18 protein-coding genes and 1 pseudogene are annotated in these 18,540 nt (G+C 68.8%); 11 read left to right on the plus strand and 8 right to left on the minus strand.

The window, feature by feature from the left end; genetic code table 11:
* Positions 1-5: 5 nt before the first annotated feature.
* Both RJT48_RS04210 and RJT48_RS04215 read right to left on the minus strand, forming a co-directional pair.
* Positions 6-1,721, minus strand: a complete 1,716-nt coding sequence (locus tag RJT48_RS04210) for a phospholipase D-like domain-containing protein (RefSeq protein WP_311170992.1) — start codon at positions 1,719-1,721, stop codon at positions 6-8.
* Positions 1,722-1,759: 38 nt separating this feature from the next.
* On the minus strand, positions 1,760-3,079 hold the full coding sequence (locus tag RJT48_RS04215; RefSeq protein ID WP_311170993.1) for a HEAT repeat domain-containing protein: 1,320 nt from the start codon (positions 3,077-3,079) through the stop codon (positions 1,760-1,762).
* A gap of 100 nt (positions 3,080-3,179) precedes the next feature.
* On the opposite strand from RJT48_RS04215, the pseudogene RJT48_RS20620 reads away from it, so the two are divergent.
* Positions 3,180-4,041: pseudogene (locus RJT48_RS20620) on the plus strand (class I SAM-dependent methyltransferase).
* Between the two features lie 32 nt (positions 4,042-4,073).
* Here RJT48_RS20620 and surE read toward each other — a convergent pair.
* From surE to RJT48_RS04240, 3 genes are all read right to left on the minus strand, one after another.
* The gene (gene surE, locus RJT48_RS04230) at positions 4,074-4,874 is read right to left on the minus strand and encodes a 5'/3'-nucleotidase SurE (RefSeq protein ID WP_311170996.1); all 801 of its coding nucleotides are present in this window, start codon (positions 4,872-4,874) and stop codon (positions 4,074-4,076) included.
* 105 nt (positions 4,875-4,979) lie between these two features.
* Positions 4,980-6,434 carry a small ribosomal subunit Rsm22 family protein gene (locus tag RJT48_RS04235; protein WP_311170997.1) on the minus strand — a complete coding sequence of 485 codons (1,455 nt, stop codon included), beginning with the start codon at positions 6,432-6,434 and terminating at the stop codon, positions 4,980-4,982.
* Complete coding sequence (locus tag RJT48_RS04240; protein ID WP_311170998.1) at positions 6,434-7,276, minus strand: prephenate dehydrogenase/arogenate dehydrogenase family protein; 843 nt, start codon at positions 7,274-7,276, stop codon at positions 6,434-6,436. The genes RJT48_RS04235 and RJT48_RS04240 overlap by 1 nt, the downstream gene beginning before the upstream one ends.
* Positions 7,277-7,552: 276 nt before the next feature.
* Between RJT48_RS04240 and RJT48_RS04245 the strand changes: the two genes are divergently transcribed.
* Positions 7,553-8,056 (plus strand): hypothetical protein, encoded by a 504-nt coding sequence (locus tag RJT48_RS04245; protein ID WP_311170999.1) that lies wholly within the window; start codon positions 7,553-7,555, stop codon positions 8,054-8,056.
* 30 nt (positions 8,057-8,086) lie between these two features.
* On the opposite strand, the gene RJT48_RS04250 is transcribed toward RJT48_RS04245, so the two are convergent.
* Positions 8,087-9,280, minus strand: a complete 1,194-nt coding sequence (locus tag RJT48_RS04250; protein WP_311171000.1) for a M24 family metallopeptidase — start codon at positions 9,278-9,280, stop codon at positions 8,087-8,089.
* A 141-nt stretch (positions 9,281-9,421) separates the two neighbouring features.
* On the opposite strand from RJT48_RS04250, the gene srp19 reads away from it, so the two are divergent.
* From srp19 to RJT48_RS04265, 3 genes are all read left to right on the plus strand, one after another.
* Positions 9,422-9,703 carry a signal recognition particle subunit SRP19 gene (gene srp19, locus RJT48_RS04255; protein ID WP_311171001.1) on the plus strand — a complete coding sequence of 94 codons (282 nt, stop codon included), beginning with the start codon at positions 9,422-9,424 and terminating at the stop codon, positions 9,701-9,703.
* A 3-nt stretch (positions 9,704-9,706) separates the two neighbouring features.
* A complete protein-coding gene (locus tag RJT48_RS04260; protein WP_311171002.1) occupies positions 9,707-9,934 on the plus strand; it encodes an H/ACA ribonucleoprotein complex subunit GAR1 in 228 nt (75 codons plus the stop codon).
* 98 nt (positions 9,935-10,032) lie between these two features.
* A complete protein-coding gene (locus tag RJT48_RS04265) occupies positions 10,033-11,109 on the plus strand; it encodes a presenilin family intramembrane aspartyl protease PSH (protein WP_311171003.1) in 1,077 nt (358 codons plus the stop codon).
* Here the strand turns inward: RJT48_RS04265 and RJT48_RS04270 are convergent, their stop codons facing one another.
* Entirely contained in the window at positions 11,110-11,631 is a 522-nt protein-coding gene (locus RJT48_RS04270; protein ID WP_311171004.1) for a PUA domain-containing protein, read from the minus strand.
* A gap of 90 nt (positions 11,632-11,721) precedes the next feature.
* Entirely contained in the window at positions 11,722-12,219 is a 498-nt protein-coding gene (locus RJT48_RS04275; protein WP_311171005.1) for a LabA-like NYN domain-containing protein, read from the minus strand.
* 334 nt (positions 12,220-12,553) lie between these two features.
* On the opposite strand from RJT48_RS04275, the gene dapA reads away from it, so the two are divergent.
* From dapA to RJT48_RS04305, 6 genes are read left to right on the plus strand one after another with little or no spacing between them, the layout of a single operon-like run.
* Positions 12,554-13,474 carry a 4-hydroxy-tetrahydrodipicolinate synthase gene (dapA, locus tag RJT48_RS04280; protein ID WP_311171006.1) on the plus strand — a complete coding sequence of 307 codons (921 nt, stop codon included), beginning with the start codon at positions 12,554-12,556 and terminating at the stop codon, positions 13,472-13,474.
* A complete protein-coding gene (gene dapB, locus RJT48_RS04285) occupies positions 13,474-14,313 on the plus strand; it encodes a 4-hydroxy-tetrahydrodipicolinate reductase (protein ID WP_311171007.1) in 840 nt (279 codons plus the stop codon). Before dapA ends, dapB begins: the two co-directional genes overlap by 1 nt.
* Positions 14,310-15,155 (plus strand): 2,3,4,5-tetrahydropyridine-2,6-dicarboxylate N-succinyltransferase, encoded by an 846-nt coding sequence (locus RJT48_RS04290; RefSeq protein ID WP_311171008.1) that lies wholly within the window; start codon positions 14,310-14,312, stop codon positions 15,153-15,155. Before dapB ends, RJT48_RS04290 begins: the two co-directional genes overlap by 4 nt.
* Positions 15,152-16,399, plus strand: coding sequence for a diaminopimelate decarboxylase (gene lysA / locus RJT48_RS04295; RefSeq protein ID WP_311171009.1), 1,248 nt, complete (start codon positions 15,152-15,154; stop codon positions 16,397-16,399). Before RJT48_RS04290 ends, lysA begins: the two co-directional genes overlap by 4 nt.
* Complete coding sequence (gene dapF / locus RJT48_RS04300) at positions 16,396-17,316, plus strand: diaminopimelate epimerase (RefSeq protein ID WP_311171010.1); 921 nt, start codon at positions 16,396-16,398, stop codon at positions 17,314-17,316. Before lysA ends, dapF begins: the two co-directional genes overlap by 4 nt.
* Entirely contained in the window at positions 17,317-18,519 is a 1,203-nt protein-coding gene (locus RJT48_RS04305; RefSeq protein ID WP_311171011.1) for a M20 family metallopeptidase, read from the plus strand.
* Positions 18,520-18,540 lie beyond the last annotated feature (21 nt).

The raw sequence follows: 18,540 nt of genomic DNA on the forward strand, positions 1-18,540 counted from the left end.
TTTCCTCACTCGAATTCGACTGTCCGCCGCAGAACGAACCCTGCGAGCACGACTGCGGCGAGCGCACCGAGAGCCAGCGTCAGCCTCACCCGGACGTCACCGTCGCTACGACCTGACCCGGCGGCTTCCCAGTCGGCGCGAAACGTTTCGCCGTAGTACGCCGCGGCCTCCGTCGAGTCGAGAGCGAGGACCACCTCCCGGTTTTCGGACGCCGACACCTCGTTCCAATTGAGGCTGCCGAGCAGCACGGTTTCGCCGTCGATGATGGCGCCCTTCGCGTGGACCTTCCCGAAGCGACCGGCTGGAGTGGCAATCCGTGCCTCGATCGGGAGCCCGCGGTCGCGGAGTTGATCGACACGGTCGACGACGGCGCGGTTCGACTCTGCGTCGTACCGAGCGTTCGAGAGCAGCACTCGAACGCGGACGCCACGCTCGGCGGCGGCGACGAGCGCGGCGAAGTAGGGGCCGTCCGGATCGATCCGCGGGACGAGCACGCTGAGGTTCGCCTCGGCGGCCGCGATCGATTCACGAACTCCACTCCCGGCGTTCCCCGGCGTCGTCAGCACGCGCACCCCAGCGATATCGACCCTCGAAGGTTCGAAATTCGGGCTGTAGGAACCGGTAGCGGCCTCCCCGTCGACGAAGGATGCGTTTCGCCGGTGGTGGCGCCACGGGACGGCGTCGATTCCGTCGGCGTCGTGCGCGAAGACGGCGGCGAGTTCCTCGGCCGTCGCTACCGAGTGCACCCGCACACCCCAGCCGCGGCTGTCCCGCCCGCCGGTCCCCGCCGGTTTCCAGTTTTCGGTCAGTACGAGCGCGTCGTCATCTGCGACGACGTATTTCGGGTGATGGTACGCGAAGCGATCGTGCGGACCCGCGATCACACGCACGTCGACGCCGTCCGCGACGAGTCGGTCGAGGCGGTCGCGCTGAGCGGTCGTCATCCCACCGATCGGACTCCCTTCGAGCAGCACTCGGACGCGGACGCCGCGCTCGACCGCAGCCACCAGGGCGTCGGTCGCGCGGGCCGAGGTGAAGGTGTAGCCGGCGAGGAGGATCCGCTCGTCCGCATCGCGGATGGTTGCGATCGGCACGTCCGGCGCGTCGGGGAGGACGAACGCCGTCGCGGTGGCCGGGCCGGTCTCGACGACCGACCGGGGGGTCAGCCCCCGCGGCGTCCACCGGCCGGTCGTCGCGTTCAGCCGCTCGCCCTCGTCGGTTTCCTCGTACGAAAGTCGGTCGACTACCTCGCCATCGCGGCGGAGCCGGAGGCGCTCGCCCGCATTCGACAGGCGGAGGTTCGCCTCGACGACCTGAACATCGACGAGCGAGCGAGTGGCGTTCGGCGTCGCCGAGAGCGCGACGGGAGCGTCGGGCGGCACGCTCACTGTGGTTTCCCCATCCGAAAGCGTCAGGTTCGACGCGTTTCCCGGATCGACAACGACGTACTCGCCGGTATCGCCGTCGGCCACCGGATCCGGAAAGACGGCGACGATACGCGGCGACTCTGTCGGCGTCGACGTGTTTGCGTCAGTGGTTGGTGTCTGTGTCGTGTTTGGGGAGACCGCCGCTCTGTTGGTTTGCGCGCCGGCTCTGTCGGTTGGCGCACCGAATTCCGCCTGTTGGCTGCTGCCGCCCACTACGGCTGGGACACTTCCGAGGGCGACGCTCACCACGAGCAGCAGGCAGACGAGTCGGACGGGGCGATCCCGTTCTGGCACGGGGCGTCTGGCCCGCCGATCCTACAAAAAGTTCAGCGCTACGCCGTCGGCGCTTCCGCGTCGGTGTCGCCGTCTCCGAGCGCCGCGGCGGCGAGGTCGGCCTCGTGCTGGACGAGGTAGGACCGCTCGTCGGTGTACTCCGCGACGGTTTCCAGGGCCGATTCGGTACCGATCTGGCGGAGCGCCCAGGCGGCGGCGGCGCGGACGGTGTCGCTGTCGTCCTCGGCGAGGGTGTCGGCGAGCGGGTCGATCGCGCGCGTGTCGCCGATGAGTCCCAGCGCGCGAGCGACGTACGGCCGGACGTTGTCGTTGTCCATCTCCAGTTTGTCAGCGATCGCCTGCGTCGCGTCCGTCGAGCCGATCTCGCCCAGCGCGCGGAGCGTCACCTTCTGCAGTCCGGGATCCGAGTCGGCGTCGACGTACTCGACGAGGGTCTCGACGGCCCCCTCGGCGCCCGCGCCCATCCGACCGAGCGCCTTGATGGCCTTTTTGTCCCGCCGCTCGGCGAGGCCGTGCATCTCCTCGAACGCGTCGGCGTTGGCCATCCGGACCAGCGCGTCCATACAGTGTTCTTCCATAAAGTCCGACTGGAGGCTGTCTTTCGCGAGCAGGACCATATCCACGCGGCCGCGCTTCTCCCACTCCTTCAGCGCCGACAGCTCCGGCGGGTAGTCCTTGTAGTGGCCCAGGACGTCGTAGAAGCCTTCGGCCATCAACTGTTCGTTCGTCTCCAGGTCGTCCCACTCTTCGGCGTCGTCGAGGCCGGCTTGCAGGTCGTCAGTCGCCGCGACGAGTGTCTCGATCGTCTCCGCGTCGTCGTCGGCATCGAGGTCGGCGTCCTCGATCGCGGTCGCCGCGTCCGAAAGCACCGCATCGAGCGCGTCGGCGCCCTCGTCGTCCTCGCCGACCGCGACGTCGGCGTCGAGCGTCTCCGAGACGGCGTCGGCGAACGCCGAGACCGCATCGACGACCGCCGGGAACCCGGCGTCAGTCCAGCGGGTGTCGGTCACCGTCGACTGCGCCGCGTCGATATCGTCGAGCACGTCGCTCGCGTAGGGGCCGCGCTGGGCATCGAGGTCGTCGCGGAGGTCCCCGATGCGCGATTCGAGCGCCTCGCCCGGATCCTCGGCGTCCTCGTCGTCCTCCTCCGGTTCCGGGAGGTCGGCCCCCTCGATATCTGCCTCGATCTCTTCGAGATCGGCCTCGGCGTCATCGAGGTCAGCCTCCGTCTCCGCCGCCTCGAGGGCGGACTCGACGGAGTCGAGGCGTTCGTTCAGGGTCTCGGGCGTCGCGTCTGTCGACTCCGCTGGCGTCTCCGCCTCGGAATCGGCGGCCGTGTCGTCGTCCCCGTCGCTCATATGCCTGATATCCGTCCGTACCCGAAAAGAGCGTTTCCCTTCGGCTCTGCGTCGCGTCCGAACGGGAGTTTATATACGATCGAGCGTCCAACTCGGAGCGATGACTGCTCCCAGCGAGGACAGGCGGAACGACTGGGACGCGGCGGCGTACGACGGTTCTCACTCGTTCGTCTACGAGTACGGCTCCGATGTCGTCGACCTGCTCGATCCCGATGCGGACGAGCGGATCCTCGATCTGGGCTGCGGCACCGGGCACCTGACTGCCCGGATCGCGGACTCGGACGCCGAGGTGGTCGGACTGGACCGCTCCGCGGAGATGATCGAGACCGCCCGCGAGCGGTTCCCCGACCATCGGTTCGTGCAGGCTGATGCCCGCGATTTCGCGTTCGCGGAGCCCTTCGACGCCGTGTTCTCCAATGCGGTGCTCCACTGGATTGACGACCAGGAGGCGGTCCTCGACAGCGTCACCGACGTGCTCCGGCCTGGCGGGCGGTTCGTCGCCGAACTATCGTAGCGTTTGCAAGTCTTCGCTCACACGATCGCACGACAGCGTGCGATCGGATGAGTAATCAGTTGCAAACGCTACTATAGGTGGGCAGGGAAACGTCAGCACCGTCGTCGAGGCGGTGGGCGAGGAACTGGCGGCCCGCGGCTACGAGCCGCTAACTGAACCGTGGTACTTTCCGAGCGTGGGCGAACACGCGACGAGGCTGGAAGCCCACGGCTTCGAGGTCCGCTACGCGCGGCTGTTCGACCGGCCGACCGAACTCGACGACGGCGAGGCGGGGATGGCCGCCTGGCTCGAAATGTTCGGCGATCGCCTGCTTGACACTGTCCCGGAATCGGAGCGCCCCGACGTGATTTCAGCCGTCGAGGATCGGCTCCGTGAGAATCTCTACGACGACGGGACGTGGACCGCCGACTACCGACGGCTTCGGATGGTCGCGGTCCTGCAGCGGTAGAGCAGTGACGACGAAGCGACAAACGGGCCCGCTCAGATCGTATCGAGGTACGCCTCCGCGAGGCCGTCGAGCGCTTCGTGGTGCTCTGTGGTGTGCGGCGCAGTCAGCGGCGAGACCGACACCTTCCCCTCGACGACGGCGCGCCGGTCGGTTCCGTCGGGATCGGGAATGTCGTCGACGCGCATCCGCTCCCAGATGCGATCGTACAGGGTGATCGTCCCGTTGCCGTCGTGTTCGGCCGTCATATCGTACAGTCGGGACGGCCGGGTGATCGCAAGCGGCGCGGGGCCGTCGCCGTCGGCGATCGGGGCGTTGACGTTCAAATAATCCGCCTGCTCGAAGACACCCGCGCCGAGCGCGTGGCGGAGCAGATACGAGGTCGCGCGCTTGGCTTCGCGGAAGTCGTCGGTATCGTCTGCCTGTTCGTGCCAGGGAACCTCGCCGTCGCCGGGGACGTACAGCGAGACCGCGATCGCCGGCACGTCGAAGAACGCCGCTTCGACGGCCGCGCTGACAGTACCCGAGCGACCTAGCACGTACTCTCCGAGGTTGGCGCCCTTGTTACAACCCGCGACGACGACGTCGACGTCGGGACAGAGGGATTCGAGTCCGGCGACGACGCAGTCGGCCGGCGTGCCGTCGATGGCGTACCCGAGTTCGTGTTCGCGGACCGCGACGTCCGAGGAGAGCTGTCGGCCGACGGCGCTCTGGTCGTTCGCCGGCGCGACGGCGATCACCTCGGCGAATTCCGAAATCGCATCGTAGAGCGCCCGGAACCCGACGGCGTCGATCCCATCGTCGTTCGTCAGGAGGACGGAGAGCGATTCACTCATACCCCCTACTTCGGTGGATCGGGGAAATGTGTACCGCTCGGCGGACTGCGACCGGTCCGCCGGACCTCTTTCCGGCCGCCGCGGCCCGCAGGCGGCGAGCGGCGCTCACGCGACGAACTCGACGACCGTCTCGCCGTCGACCACGAGGTTGTAGGCGCCCTCGTCGTCGTTCCACAGACAGAGGACGTTCTCGAAGGCCAGGACGGCGCCGTAGTCCGCCGTCAACAGGGGTTCGGTCAGCGGATCCTGGACGGTCGAGACAGCGTACTGTTCGACCGCCTCGCTGCCGTCGCCGATCTTGAAAAGCGGGTTGGCGTCGGGAGCGTCGGTCAGATCGCGACTCAGCTTGACCGCCAGTAGATCGATCCGGTTGGTGACGTGGCGTTCCATCTCTGCCATCTTCGCGTGGCGGTCGGGGTCAGCGCGGACGTCGGCACGCCGGGCGCCGTCCGGTCGGAGGACCGCATACGAGAACTGCACCGTCTCGTTGCGGAAGGTGCCGTCGCCGGGGCTGCGACCCTCGCGCGGTCCCGTCGGGTCCGCGTCCGCCGCCCCCGCCTCGTCGAGTCGCTGCTGAAACCCCGGCGCAGTGATGTCGTCCCGGCGGTCGAACGACCAGCCGCGGTCCGACGGCGCCGCGTCCGGCCACAGCCGGAGCGTCGGGGAGTAGACGGCCACGTCCGACTCCACCGGCGAAAGCGCACGCTCGACCTCGCGGAGGCCGATCGACGTCTCCCGATCGGCGGGCGCGATCGCGACGAACGAGCCGTCGGCGGCGACGGCGGCGAGATACCGGGCGGCGACGGCCGCCGGCTCGCCGAGTTCGCTCAGGACGTTCGCGAAGAGGACGAGGTCGATCCCCTCGCTGCCGAGGGATGCGGGATCGAACGCCTCGGCCGTCTCGCGGTGGATCGTCGGTCGGAAGTTCCGGTCGGTCTCGCCGAGCATCTCCTCGAGCACGTCGGCTGCCGCCGAGGGCTCCACGGCGTGGTAGTCGACGACGGCGTCGTCCGGCAGGTAGTCGTGAAGACCGAGCGCGGGTCCACCGGCCCCTGCACCGACGTCGAGCACTTGGAGCGTCCGGGGCAGTCGCTCTCGCTCGGCAAGATCGTCGAGCACGTAACCGATTGCCGCGTAGTAGTCCGGCAGGTGGTAGATCGCGTAGGCCAGGGCGGCCTCCGCGTCGTACTCGACCGGGTTACCGCGGTAGTAGTCCTCCTTCAGCCGCCGGATCGTGTCCCGCAGCCGGTCGCCGCTCTCGCCGCGGTGCCAGTCGGGGCCGTAGCGCTCGACCAGTTGGTCCTCGAGGGCGAAGGCGTACTCCTCGGGGAAGGCGTCGGGCGACCACCCCGGCAACGGTACTGGGTCGTCGGTGACCGGGACGAAGGTTCCGTCCGCCCGCTCGTAGAGACCGAGGTCGTACGCCTCCTCGCGGAGCGTCTCGCGGACGACGGCGGGATGCGGCGTCCCCTCGATGTACTCGTGGATCTCCTCCGGGTCGATCGGCCGGACTTCCCGCAGGTACTTCGCGTTCGCGCGGACGGCCTCGCGGTCGATCATCACTCGCCCCCGCCGGACTGCGACCGGTCGGCGGTTCGATGGTCGTTCTCGGACGTGTGGCTGCTCTCGGACGTGTGGGCGGGTTGGTCGTCCGCTGCCGACGGGTCGGGATGTTCGCCGGCGGCCTCGTACAACTGCTCGAACGTCTCACCGTCGGCGTCCGCGATGCGTCGTGCGGCGTCAGCGACGGCGTCGGCGCCCTCGAAGGATTCCTGGATCTCCCGGTAGACGCGCGGGGTGCCGCCGGTGACCGTCCCGACGAGTTCGGAGAGCGTTCGGGAGACCGGCGTCGCAAACTCCTCGCGGACGTCCTCGGCCGCGAGCGCGTACGCGAGAATCGCGGTGTGGGCGCCCGCCTGTACCGTCTCCATCGCGGTGTCGTGTTCCGCGGGCCCGGTCTCGAAGATGTCGTTGCCGGCCTCGGCGATGGCATCCAGCGCGCGGTCGACGACCGGACCTGACTCGTCGACGACGACGGCGACGTTGCCGGGGGCGTTCTCGGGTGCAAAGAGCGGGTGCAGGCTCGCTCGCTCACACGTCGGGACGTGCTCGCGCATCGCCTCTACGGGCTTGGCCATCACGCCGGTCACGTCGATCATCGCCCGGGACGCCTTCCCGGCGTGCGCTTCGATCGCCTCCCCGACGACGCTGATCGGCACGGCGAGACAGACCGCCGCGAACGTCTCCGTGGTCTCGAGCGGTACGGATCGTCCGCTGACCGCGGTTGCGGCGGAGTCGGCGACCGCCCGGTCCCGGTCGGTGAACGCGACGCTGAATTCGGCCCTGAGCGTCTCGCCGGCCCAGCGGCCCATCGCGCCGGCACCGACGACGAGTACCTCCATTGCCGCCGACTACGCGCCGCCGCAATCAAAAGGGGTTCGGTGCCGTGATCGCGTCCACCTCGTCCGGTACTCCACTGGGACGACCAGTATCAAGTGTGATTTTTGGAGCAGTAGATTTAATTTTCTGGTCGGCAGCGTATCCGCACGGGGGATGCACCGACCGCTCCGAGGCTGCCCGACCGCTCGTTTCACAAAGCCCCAGCAGGGGGTTCGTCGCACTAGTCAGTCCGCGATCGGACGCCCGTACGAACAGACATAATACGGATACACTCACAGATGAAGTTTCCCACGGTCCCCGGGAAAGACACGAACGGTCGCAAGCTGAAACTACCCGACGACCTCGACGGTGAACAGACGCTTCTGGTCGTCAGTTTTCACCAGCGACAACGGTCGCTCGTGGGTTCCTGGCGGGGACTCTCGTCCGACCTGTGTGACCGCTTCGAGCATTTCGCGTACTACGAACTCGTCGTCGTCGGGAGCCGAAGGGGGATGTTACCACCCTCGTCGTCGGGGGGAATGACGCCGACCAATGCACGCACGTCCCGGCACAAGAACACGCTGCTGCTCTCGGTCGACAAACAGGCGTTCCGCCGCCGCCTTGGCATCATCGACGAGGAGACGATTTACGCGTTCCTGCTCGAGGGCGACCGTGTGGTCCGCCAGGAAGCGGGTGTTCTCACTCCCGCGACTGGTGACGCACTCGAATCGCTGCTGCGGGCGTACCGGGATGAAAAAGGACGCTCGGGCGGGGCTGCCAGCCCCGGCGAATCGTCGAGTTAGCGGCCACTCGTCGGGTCGTCTCCGGTCCGTTCAGTCCGATACCTGCAGCTGAATCGGATACTCGGTCAAGTTCTCACAGCCGTCCTCGGTAACCACCACGAGATCCTCGATTCGGATGCCGCCGACGGCCGGGTCGTACAGCCCGGGTTCGACAGTCACGACGTGGCCCGATTGCAACTCGCCGCCGTCCGGGGAGAGCCGCGGGAGTTCGTGGACGTCCAGGCCGACGCCGTGACCCGTCGAGTGGATGAATCCGGTCTCGGCGGTCGGATCCGAACGCAGCGTGGGGACGTCGGCGTCCTCGTAGACGTCGCAGACGGCGTCGTGGACGGCCTGACCGGTCGCGCCCGGTTCGACGGCATCGATAGCAGCATCGAGTGCCTCGTGGGTCAGGTCGTACCACTCCCGGATCGTCGATGTGGGTTCGCCTTTCACGAACGTCCGCGTCATATCCGCGTGATACTTCGTCGCCTTCGACTGCGGGAAGATGTCGACGATGATCGTCTCGCCGGCGGTCAGCGGCCCGCTCCCGCGGTCGTGTGGGTCGGCGGCGGCGGCCCCGCAGGCGACGATGGTCTCGTCGAGCGCACAGCCGTGTCGGAGCAGCGTCACCTCGATTTCTTCCTTGAGACGCTCGCTCGTCAGGGGCTCCCCTTCGTGGTGGAGCCGGCGGACGTCGTCGCCGTCCTCGACGATTTCGGCCGCCTGCAGGAGCTCCTCGGCCGCTTCCATCGCCGCCTCGTTGGCTGTCTGTGCCTCGCGGATGTGCTCGATTTCCTCGTCGGTCTTCACCGCCCGGATCTCGGTGACGACGTTTTCGCGTTCGGGTTCGACCGTGAGGTCCTGCTCGCGCAGGCGATCCGCGGGTCCGAGCGGGAAGCGCTCCGGTGTCGCGACGCGCTCGACGCCTACGTCGTCGAGCCACGCGGCGACGACGCGTGCTCTCGCCTCGGTCGAGCCGTATTTGTCGGCTACCGATCGGTAGTCGTAGTCGGCCAGCCGCGCCACCTCGTCGGCCCGGCTCTCTGTCCGTGCGCGGCCGTACTCCAGCGTCGAGACGAGAATCGCGATCGTCTCGGGCGTGTAGACCGTGACGAACGGATCGGGCGCGCCGAAGCCCGAGAGATACCGCTGCGTCGAGTCTGTCTCGTCTGCGTCGACGAGATAGCCGTCGAACCCCCCGTCTGCGAGGAACTCGTCGAGCCGAGTGAGATCTGGATCCATACCGACGCGTGGGCTGCGATCGAATAAAGTTCCACGCATCGACCGGGACCGGTGGCCCCCGTCGCTTCGGTGATTCGACCGGACCTCCCTCGCCGCGTCCGGATCACAACCGTATTACGGGCGCGACGCGGTCGTTGGACTATGGCTGTCGAGAACGTCATCTGGCCGCGCTACCTCGATGCATCCGTCTCCCGGGACGACGGACGGCGGGTCCCGCTCGACGACGCCGTCGACGAGCCCACGGTCGACGAGATCGCCCAGGCTGTCCAGCAGATCGGCTACGACGCGGTCATCGAACGCGACGTGACCCACCCGCGGGAGTGGGACGCACGGGGTCGAGTCCTCGTGAAAGGTGCCGACGACTCCACGAAGAACGATCTCCTGCAGGCGGTTGCCGCCTACGTCGGCATCCTCCGGGACTGATCGATGCAACGCCTCGGAACCGTCTCACGGATGGCACAGGGTCTCCTCGTGGTTCGCTGTGACGGGCCCGACCACCCCGATATCGGTGCCGAAGCCGTCGACGAGTCGCTGTCGACGGTCGGCCGCGTCGTCGACGTCTTCGGCCCCGTCACCCGCCCGTTCGTGGCTATCACGCCCGAAGCAAACGTCCGGGAAGCGACGCTCGTCGGCGAGCGACTGTACGCTCGGTAACGACGCCAGGGCCGGCTTCTGACGCGTCGAGAGGCAGGACCCGCATCGAACGCGCCGAAACACAACCCCCTTGGTGGGGCAGACGCAACTCCGGGCGTATGCGAAAACGCGTCGCGGCCGGCGTCGGGTTCGCCGCCCTGCTGTTTCTTCTGGTCCAACTCGGTGCGCTGGCGCTCGTGCCGACGTTCTACGAACAGGGGTACCAGACCGTCGAGGACCCCTCGGATCCGACGAACAGCCTCGTCTACATCGGCGCGATCCTCGTCGCAACCGCGCTGATGCTGGCAGCGTTCAAGTTCGACCTCGATTGGATCGTCCGCGGGTTCGTCGTCCTCGCGGCCGCTTCGGTCGCGTGGTACGTCTTCTCGGTGTTGCTGCCGCCGCTGGCCGCGGTCGGGGCGTCGGTCGCACTGGCGGCCCTCCTCGTCGTCCACCCCGAGTGGTACGTCATCGACGCCGCGGGCGTCGTGATGGGCGCGGGCGCAGCGGGGCTGTTCGGGATCAGTTTCGGCCTCCTGCCTGCACTCCTTTTGCTCTCCGTACTGGCCGTCTACGACGCGATCAGCGTCTACGGCACCGAGCATATGCTCGATCTCGCGGAGGGCGTGATGGATCTGAACCTCCCGGTCGTGTTGGTCGTCCCGACGACGCTGTCGTACTCGCTCGCGGACGCTCGCTCGGAAGCGATCGAGGGCGAGGCCGACAGCGACGACAGCGAGGACGCCATCGACGACGGCGAGGCCGCCACCGACGACGACGAGGACGCGAACGTGGCTGGTGACGACGGGGCAAGGAGCGACCTGGAGGAAGACGGAAACGCTACCGTGGCTGACGACGCGGAGACTGCCGCGAGCGACGAGGAGGACGACGTCCGCGACGCGTTCTTCATCGGTCTCGGCGACGCCGTCATCCCGACCGTATTGATCGCGAGCGCAGCCTTCTTCCTCCCGTCGTCGTTGACGCCCTCCCTCGGCGTCCCAGGGCTCCCCGCGCTGACGCTCCCCGCGCTGACGGCGATGATCGGGACGTTCGCGGGCCTGTTCGCGCTGCTGTGGATGGTGCTGAAAGGGCGGGCCCACGCGGGGCTCCCGCTTCTGAACGGCGGGGCGATCCTCGGCTACCTCCTCGGGGCGCTCGCCAGCGGCGTTCCGCTCCTGACGGCGCTCGGCCTCTGATCAGTCCCCGTCGTTTGCTTGCTCGGTGCCGTCCTCGTCGGCGCCGGCGCCCTCCCGAACGTGCACGGCCATCCCCGTCTCGAAGTCGGCCATCGCGTCGGCCGAAAGCTCCGCGCGGCCGACCGCGAGGACGGTGTCGTCTCCCAGCACGACCGCGACTTCGTCGCCCGGCCTGACGGCGGGGTCGACCTCGCGGACGAACTTCGCGAACGCGTTCTTGCCGTCGCGGACGAACGGATCGCTCTCCTCGCCGACGACGACGCGGTACGCCGGGGCGTCGAGCGCGTCCACGAGGCGACGTCCCCCGACGAGTCCCAGGGTGAACCGCCCGTCGGTACCGAAGGAGACGATCCGCCCGTTGGCGGCGACGATCTGTCGCGGGCGGCCGCCCGTCGAGCGGTGGACGGTGAGCGCCCCGCTCGCGTCGGGTGGGAACAGCGCTTCGCCGGCGCCCGCGCCGAACTGGTAGTCGGCGATCGTCCGCAAGTCAGCGATCGTCTCCTGGTTCCCCGTGTCACTCATACTGCGGCCTTCCGTCCTGACTTACAAGACGCTCGCGGTTCGTCTGCTGTCGACGCGGCCGGCGATTGCTGGCACTCTCGGGGCCCGCGCTCACAACAGGAACGTCTCCTGTCGCTCCGAGAGATCGAGGAACGTGTCGGCGGCCTCGATCAGTTCCTCTGCCGTCGACTCTCCGAACGCCATTACCTCGACGCGGACGCCCTCGTGGCGGAGGTGCGAACACAGCCTGGAGAAGTCGCCGTCGCCGGTACAGAGGACGACCGTGTCGACGTGGTTCGCGAGCGTGACGGCGTCGAGGCTCATCCCGACGTCCCAGTCGGCCTTCTTCGACCCGTCGCCGAACGTCTTGATCTCCTTGATCTTCGGCTCGAAGCCGATGTCGACGAGGGCCTCGAAGAAGCTCTCCTCCTCCGGGGAGTCGGCGCGGATGACGTACGCGATGGCCCGGGTGAGTTCCCGGCCCGCGACGCCCTTCTCCAAGAGCGCGGAGTAGTCGATGTTCCGCGAGTAGAGGCTCTGGGCGGTGTGATAGAGGTTCTGCGCGTCGGCGAGCATCGCCACCCGCTGGTTCGAGTGGATTTCGGTCATATACAACGTGGGGGCGGCATCCTACATGAATGTCCGGTCGCGCGCCCGCCGGCGTCGCCGACGCGGCACTGGATCCTGCTGGCGGTCGGACGTCGAAACGTATATTATACCGGCGAACAGTTGCCCGTACGTGAGACGAGCCACGCTCTCGACCTCGGACCTGCCGCGTCCGATAGCGGCGCGTGGCACTCTTTTCCGTGGTAAAAAACGCGCGCCCTGACGCTCTGGGCGGGAGTGGCATCCCCGTCCCTGGCGACTTTCGACGGGCTCGCACCGGTTTTCGACCGACCCGGATCGACATATCACCGACCGCAGACAACAGTACACACAACCTATGACAGAACTCGACTTCACCGGCGTGTTCCCCGCGATGACCACGCCCTTTACACCCGACGGAGAGATCGACCACGAAACGCTCGCTGCCGACGCTCAGCGGCTCGAAGACGCCGGCGTCGCCGGCCTCGTTCCCGCCGGCTCGACCGGCGAGAGCGCGACACTGACGCACGACGAACACATCGAGGTCGTCGAGACGGTCGTCGAGGCCGTCGACGACGTGCCGGTGATCGCCGGCTCCGGTTCGAACTCGACCCACGAGGCGCTGGCCCTCTCCCGACGCGCGGCCGAGGCGGGCGCCGACGGCCTGCTGCTCATCTCGCCGTACTACAATATGCCCGAGCAGGCGGGCCTCCGCGAACATTTCCGGGCGATCGCCGACGCGGTCGACCTCCCGCAGATCGTCTACAACGTCCCGGGGCGGACGGGACAGAACATCGAACCCGAGACGGTCGCCGAACTCGCGTCCCACGAGAACATTAGAGCGTACAAGGCCGCAAGCGGCGACATCGCGCAGATCTCGGAGGTCATCGAGTACACCCGCGACGAGGACCTCGCGGTGCTCTCCGGTGACGACGCGTTGACGCTGCCCATCTGTGCGCTCGGCGGCCGCGGCGTCATCTCCGTCGCCGGCAACGTCGAGCCCGAGCGGGCCGTCGCCCTGGTCGACGCCGCGCTCGCCGGCGAGATGGAGCGCGCCCGCGAACTCCACTACGAGCTCTCGCCGCTGTTCCGCCAGCTGTTCGCCGAGACGAACCCCATCCCGGTCAAGGCCGCAATGGAGATCCGCGGCCACAGCGCCGACACGGTGCGCTCGCCGCTGACGGACCTCTCTGAGGAGCCCCGCGAGGAACTCGAACGCATCCTCGCGGAACTCGAAGCGGCAGACGGCCCGGGCCGCGAGCAGACGGAGGCGGTGTGATGGCCGGCGGTCTCCGCGTCGCGATCACCGGGGCGAGCGGCCGGATGGGCGGCGAACTCCTCGCCGCCGCGGCCGACAGCGACACCGTCGACCACGTTCTCGCGGCGAGCCGAAATCCCGGAGCCGTTCCGAGCGGCGACGCTCCCGCCGCACCGGATGCCGTCGTCGCCGCCGACGAACTCGGTTCGGCGCTCGCCGAATACGACGTCGACGTCCTCGTCGACTTCACCGTCCCGGACGCGAGCGTCGGCTACCTCCGGACCGCCGCCGACAACGACATCGCCGTCGTCGTCGGCACGACCGGGTACGACGACGGGCAGGTAGCGACGCTCGATTCCGTCGCGGCAGCGGTCCCGTTCCTGCGGGCCTCGAACTTCTCACGCGGGATCGGGGCACTCCGGCGGGCGGTCCGCGAGGCCGTCGCCGCGCTACCCGGGTACGATATCGAAATGACGGAGACGCATCACAACGGCAAGCTGGACGCGCCCTCGGGGACCGCGCTGACGATCCTCGACGACATCGACGACGCACGGGCGTCGAGTGCGGACGACGAAAGCGCCGAAAGCGCCGATCGCGTCCACGGGCGCGTCGGCGACCAACCGCGCGAGGGCGACGAGATCGGCGTCCACGCGCGGCGAGCCGGTGACATCACCGGCGAGCACGAGATCCTGCTCGCCGGCAACGACGAGGTCGTAGAGCTGACACACCGCGCCGGCTCGCGGCGCATCTTCGCCAACGGGGCGCTCGACGCCGCGGCCTGGCTCGCCGGGCGCGAGGCGGGCCGATACGATTTCGACGAAGTCTTGGATGGCGGCGACGCGGGAGGGAACACACGATGACACTGGAATCCGAAATCAGCGACCTGTGGCAGCGCTACCAGAACGACGACGTCGACGCCGCGACCGCCGGCTCGGCGGCGCAGTCGACCCTCGAAGCCTTCATCGACGCGCTCGAAGCGGGCGAGATCCGCGCGGCCGAACAGACGGGCGGCAGCGGCCCGGACGGCTGGGTCGTCAACGAGTGGGTCAAGCGCGGCATCCTGCTGAACTTCGGCCTCCGCGAGACGGAGCCCCGCGAGTACGGCGGCGTCACGTACTACGACGTGCTGCCGCTGCGCTCGACGACCGACCTCGGCCGCCGGGGGACCCGAAACACGCCGGACGGGACTGCCATCCGCCGCGGCGCGTACCTCGGCTCGGACTGCATTATGATGTCGCCCTCCTTTGTCAACGTCGGCGCCTACGTCGGTGACGGGACGCTCGTCGACTCCTGCGACACCGTCGGCTCCTGCGCTCAGCTGGGCGAGAACGTCAAGCTCGGCGCCAACACGCTGATCGGCGGCGTGCTCGAACCCGTCGAGGACGCCCCGGTGATCATCGAGGACGGCGTCTCACTGGGCGCGGGCTGTCGCGTCACTTCCGGGTTCCACGTCGGGGAGAACACCGTCGTCGGGGAGAACACGCTGCTCAGCCCGCGGATCCCGGTGTACGACCTCGTCGAGGAGGAAGTCATCTACGGCCACCTGCCGTCGGACCGCCGCGCGTTCACCCGGTACGTGGAGTCGTCGCTCGGCGACCACGACCTCTTCGAGTCCGGCGCGTACAAGCCCGCGGTGGTCGCGCTCGACATCGAGGACGATACCCTCGACAACACCAGACGCGAGGAGGCGCTGCGGGAATGACAGACGTCGACGGCGGAGGGCCGGCGGTCCGTCGCCTCGCCGAGTGGGACGAGGGCGACCTCGGGGCGCTCGCCGAGGAGTTCGAGACCCCGCTCTACGTCGTCGACCTCGATCGGGTCGATGAGAACTGCACACGGCTGCAGGCGGCGTTTCCCGACGCGGACGTCCGCTACGCCGCGAAGGCCCACATCGGCCGACCCGTCCTGCAGACCGTCCGCGAGGCCGGGCTCGACGTCGAGTGCGCCTCCGCGGGCGAGGTCGAGCGCGCGCTCGCGGCCGGCTTCACGGGCGACCGAATCCAGTATACAGCGGTCAATCCGCCGGGACGCGACCTCGACCACGTCGTCGACCGCTGGCGCGACCACCCCGGACTCACGGTCACGGTCGGAGCGGCCGACACGGCCGACCGACTGCGGGACCGCGGTTTCGACGGGCGGCTCTGCATCCGCGCGAACCCCGGCGTCGGTGCCGGCCACCACGAGAAGGTCCGGACCGGCGCGAACGCGAAGTTCGGCATTCCGATCGAGCGCGTCGCGGAACTCGCCGACCAGTGGGCCGCCGAGTTCGACCTCGTCGGCGTCCACGCCCACGCCGGCAGCGGCATCTCCGGCGAGGACCTCTCGGCGCACCGCGAACTCGTCCGGCGGATGGGCGACCTGACGCGGGAGATCGAATCGCGGACCGGCTCCCTGGAGTTCGTCGACGTCGGCGGCGGCTTCGGCGTCCCGTACCGCGAGGACGAACCGCCGCTGGACCTCGACGCGGTGGCGGAAGCGACGCGTGAGGCCCTCGGGACCGTCGACGCCGCGCTCGCAGTCGAACCCGGCCGCTACGTCGTGGCCGACGCGGGCGTCCTCCTCACCCGGGTCAACACAGTGAAGCGGGCGCGCGACGCGACCGTCGTCGGCGTCGACGCCGGGATGACGACGCTCCTCCGTCCGGCGATGTACGACGCGTATCACGCGATTTCGAACGTCACAGCGTCAGAGGACGCCGAAACGGTCGATACGACCGTAGCGGGACCTATTTGTGAGTCCGCGGACGTACTGTGTGAACACAGACCGCTCTCGCGGCCTCGACGGGGGGATATCCTCGCGGTGGGGAACGCGGGCGCGTACGGATACGAGATGTCCAGCACCTACAATTCGCGACCCCGGCCGGCGGAAGTCGTCCGCTCCGGCACGACCGTCCGACTCGCGCGGCGGCGGGAGTCCCTGACTGACCTCACAGCACTCGAACAATGAGCCTACAGCACGACCACGTCGCCGTGGAGAAGTACCACGGCACCGGCAACGACTTCATCGTCGTCGACGCCGCCGAGTCGATTCCCGACCGGCCGGCCTTTGCGGCGGCCCACTGCGACCGGGAGACCGGCGTAAGCCACGAGTCCTCGGAACGAACCGGCGCCGACGGCGTGCTCTTTCTCGCCTTGGAAGAACGCTACTCGCCACCCCGCGTCGTGATGACCCTCGTGCAACCCGACGGGTCCGTTGCGGCGATGTGCGGCAACGGCGCCCGCGTCGCTGCAGCGTGGGCGGCCGAGCGGACCGGCGCCACGGAACTGATGATCGATACGCCCGCGGGCACGCGCCACGCGGTCGTCGACGGCGACGACGTCACGATCGAGATGGGGCGGCCCTCCTTCGCGCCGAAGGAGGTGCCGCTCGCACGCGACGCCGAACTGATCGAGTCCGAGGTTGAGGGACTCGCCGTCACCGCGGTGAACACCGGCGTTCCCCACGCCGTCGCCCTCGTCGACGACGTCGACGACGTCGATCTCGACGCGATCGCGCCCGCCGTCCGCTACGCCGACATCTTCCCAGAGGGTGCGAACGTCACGGTCGCGTCTCGGGTCGATTCGGCGGACGAAAGCGGCGGCGCGGCGGGTGCCGATGAGAACATCGGAGACTTGCCCCGTTTCCGCCAGCGGACGTACGAGCGCGGCGTCGAGGGCGAGACGCGCTCCTGTGGCACGGGTGCGGTCGCCGTCGCAGCTGTCGCGAAGCGACTCGGACAGATCGACGGCGACGATCCAGTGATCGTCAGTCCGCCGGGCGGCGACCTGCGGATCACCGTGCCGGACGACGGCCCGGCGACGCTCGCCGGCCCCGCCGAACGGGAGTTCGCCGACGACCTGGCACTGGTCGTCCGGTCGAGGTAGATGAACGAGGGAGTGGGCGCCCCCGGCGCAGCACGCACTGACGGCGGCGACGCTGTGGCCGAGACTGTCGGCGACGACTTCGATCCGATCGCCTTTCTCGAACGCGCCGTCCCCGTCGCCTCGAACGAGGGCGTCGGTGAGATGCGGGACCTGCTGGTCGAGACTTTGGAGACACAGGGGGTCGACGTTCACGTAGACGACGCCGGCAACACGCTTGCCTCGAAGGGCGCTGACGCCGCGACTGCGGGGGCGCATCTCGTCTTCAACACGCACATCGACACCGTCTCGCCGCACGTCCCGTTCGAGCGCGAGTTTGCCGGCGAGACTGAGCAGGCAGACGCGGACGACGACGACCTGCTCCGGATCCACGGGCGTGGCTCTTGCGACGCGAAGGGCCCGCTCGCGGCCATCCTCACGGCCTTCTTCGCGGTCGATCCGGCCGCCGACGCCCGCGTCACGCTCGCGGTGACGCCCGACGAGGAGGCGCTATCGACCGGCGCGGCCGCGCTCGACCTCGACGGCAATATGTATATCGTCGGCGAACCGACCGGGCTGGACGTCTGCTCGGCCGCGAAGGGTCGCTTCCAGGGCACGCTCACGCTCTCGGGATCGGCCGCCCACGCAGCCGAACCAGACTCCGGAGTCAACGCCGTTGCCGGCCTCGAAGGGGCGCTTGCGGCGATCCGGTCGTTCGATGCAGACCGCGAGCCTCACCCCCAACTGGGGCCGGCGACGCTGACGCCGACGACGGTGACCGGCGGCGCGGCGACGAACCAGGTCCCGGCGCGCTGTGAACTCGTTCTCGACCGCCGGAGTGTCCCGCCGGAGACCGCCGAAGAGTTCCGGCGGGAACTGGAAACCGCCGTCCGCGAGTCGGTCGCCGATCCGGTCGGCGTCGACTTCGCGCTGACGGACCGGCCGACGCCGTTTCTGGCGGCCTTTGCGACCGACGGGGACCACGAACTCGTCCGGACGCTCGCGGCCGCCGCCGAGCGGGCAGGTGGCTCCGGGACCGTCCGCCCCTTCACCGCCGCGACCGAGGCGTCGTACTTCTCGCCCGCGCCGGTCGTCGTGTTCGGCCCGGGCGTCCTCGCAGACGAGGAGGGCGCGGTCGCCCACGCCGAACGCGAGTACGTCGACGTCGCCGACGTCGAGCGCGCGGCCGCGGCGCTGACGGATGCGACTCGGCGGTTGGTGGAATAACCGCCCTCAGAACGGTTAAAG

This window comes from Halobellus ordinarius (genome assembly GCF_031823395.1).
GTDB classification, from domain to species: domain Archaea; phylum Halobacteriota; class Halobacteria; order Halobacteriales; family Haloferacaceae; genus Haloquadratum; species Haloquadratum ordinarius.

Coding starts and splice junctions, on each gene's coding strand:
- RJT48_RS04215 (WP_311170993.1), bottom strand. CDS start 3,079: ATGAGCGACGGGGACGACGACACGGCCGCCGATTCCGAGGCGGAGACG.
- surE (WP_311170996.1), bottom strand. CDS start 4,874: ATGAGTGAATCGCTCTCCGTCCTCCTGACGAACGACGATGGGATCGAC.
- RJT48_RS04235 (WP_311170997.1), bottom strand. CDS start 6,434: ATGATCGACCGCGAGGCCGTCCGCGCGAACGCGAAGTACCTGCGGGAA.
- RJT48_RS04240 (WP_311170998.1), bottom strand. CDS start 7,276: ATGGAGGTACTCGTCGTCGGTGCCGGCGCGATGGGCCGCTGGGCCGGC.
- RJT48_RS04245 (WP_311170999.1), top strand. CDS start 7,553: ATGAAGTTTCCCACGGTCCCCGGGAAAGACACGAACGGTCGCAAGCTG.
- RJT48_RS04250 (WP_311171000.1), bottom strand. CDS start 9,280: ATGGATCCAGATCTCACTCGGCTCGACGAGTTCCTCGCAGACGGGGGG.
- srp19 (WP_311171001.1), top strand. CDS start 9,422: ATGGCTGTCGAGAACGTCATCTGGCCGCGCTACCTCGATGCATCCGTC.
- RJT48_RS04260 (WP_311171002.1), top strand. CDS start 9,707: ATGCAACGCCTCGGAACCGTCTCACGGATGGCACAGGGTCTCCTCGTG.
- RJT48_RS04265 (WP_311171003.1), top strand. CDS start 10,033: ATGCGAAAACGCGTCGCGGCCGGCGTCGGGTTCGCCGCCCTGCTGTTT.
- RJT48_RS04270 (WP_311171004.1), bottom strand. CDS start 11,631: ATGAGTGACACGGGGAACCAGGAGACGATCGCTGACTTGCGGACGATC.
- RJT48_RS04275 (WP_311171005.1), bottom strand. CDS start 12,219: ATGACCGAAATCCACTCGAACCAGCGGGTGGCGATGCTCGCCGACGCG.
- dapA (WP_311171006.1), top strand. CDS start 12,554: ATGACAGAACTCGACTTCACCGGCGTGTTCCCCGCGATGACCACGCCC.
- dapB (WP_311171007.1), top strand. CDS start 13,474: ATGGCCGGCGGTCTCCGCGTCGCGATCACCGGGGCGAGCGGCCGGATG.
- RJT48_RS04290 (WP_311171008.1), top strand. CDS start 14,310: ATGACACTGGAATCCGAAATCAGCGACCTGTGGCAGCGCTACCAGAAC.
- lysA (WP_311171009.1), top strand. CDS start 15,152: ATGACAGACGTCGACGGCGGAGGGCCGGCGGTCCGTCGCCTCGCCGAG.
- dapF (WP_311171010.1), top strand. CDS start 16,396: ATGAGCCTACAGCACGACCACGTCGCCGTGGAGAAGTACCACGGCACC.
- RJT48_RS04305 (WP_311171011.1), top strand. CDS start 17,317: ATGAACGAGGGAGTGGGCGCCCCCGGCGCAGCACGCACTGACGGCGGC.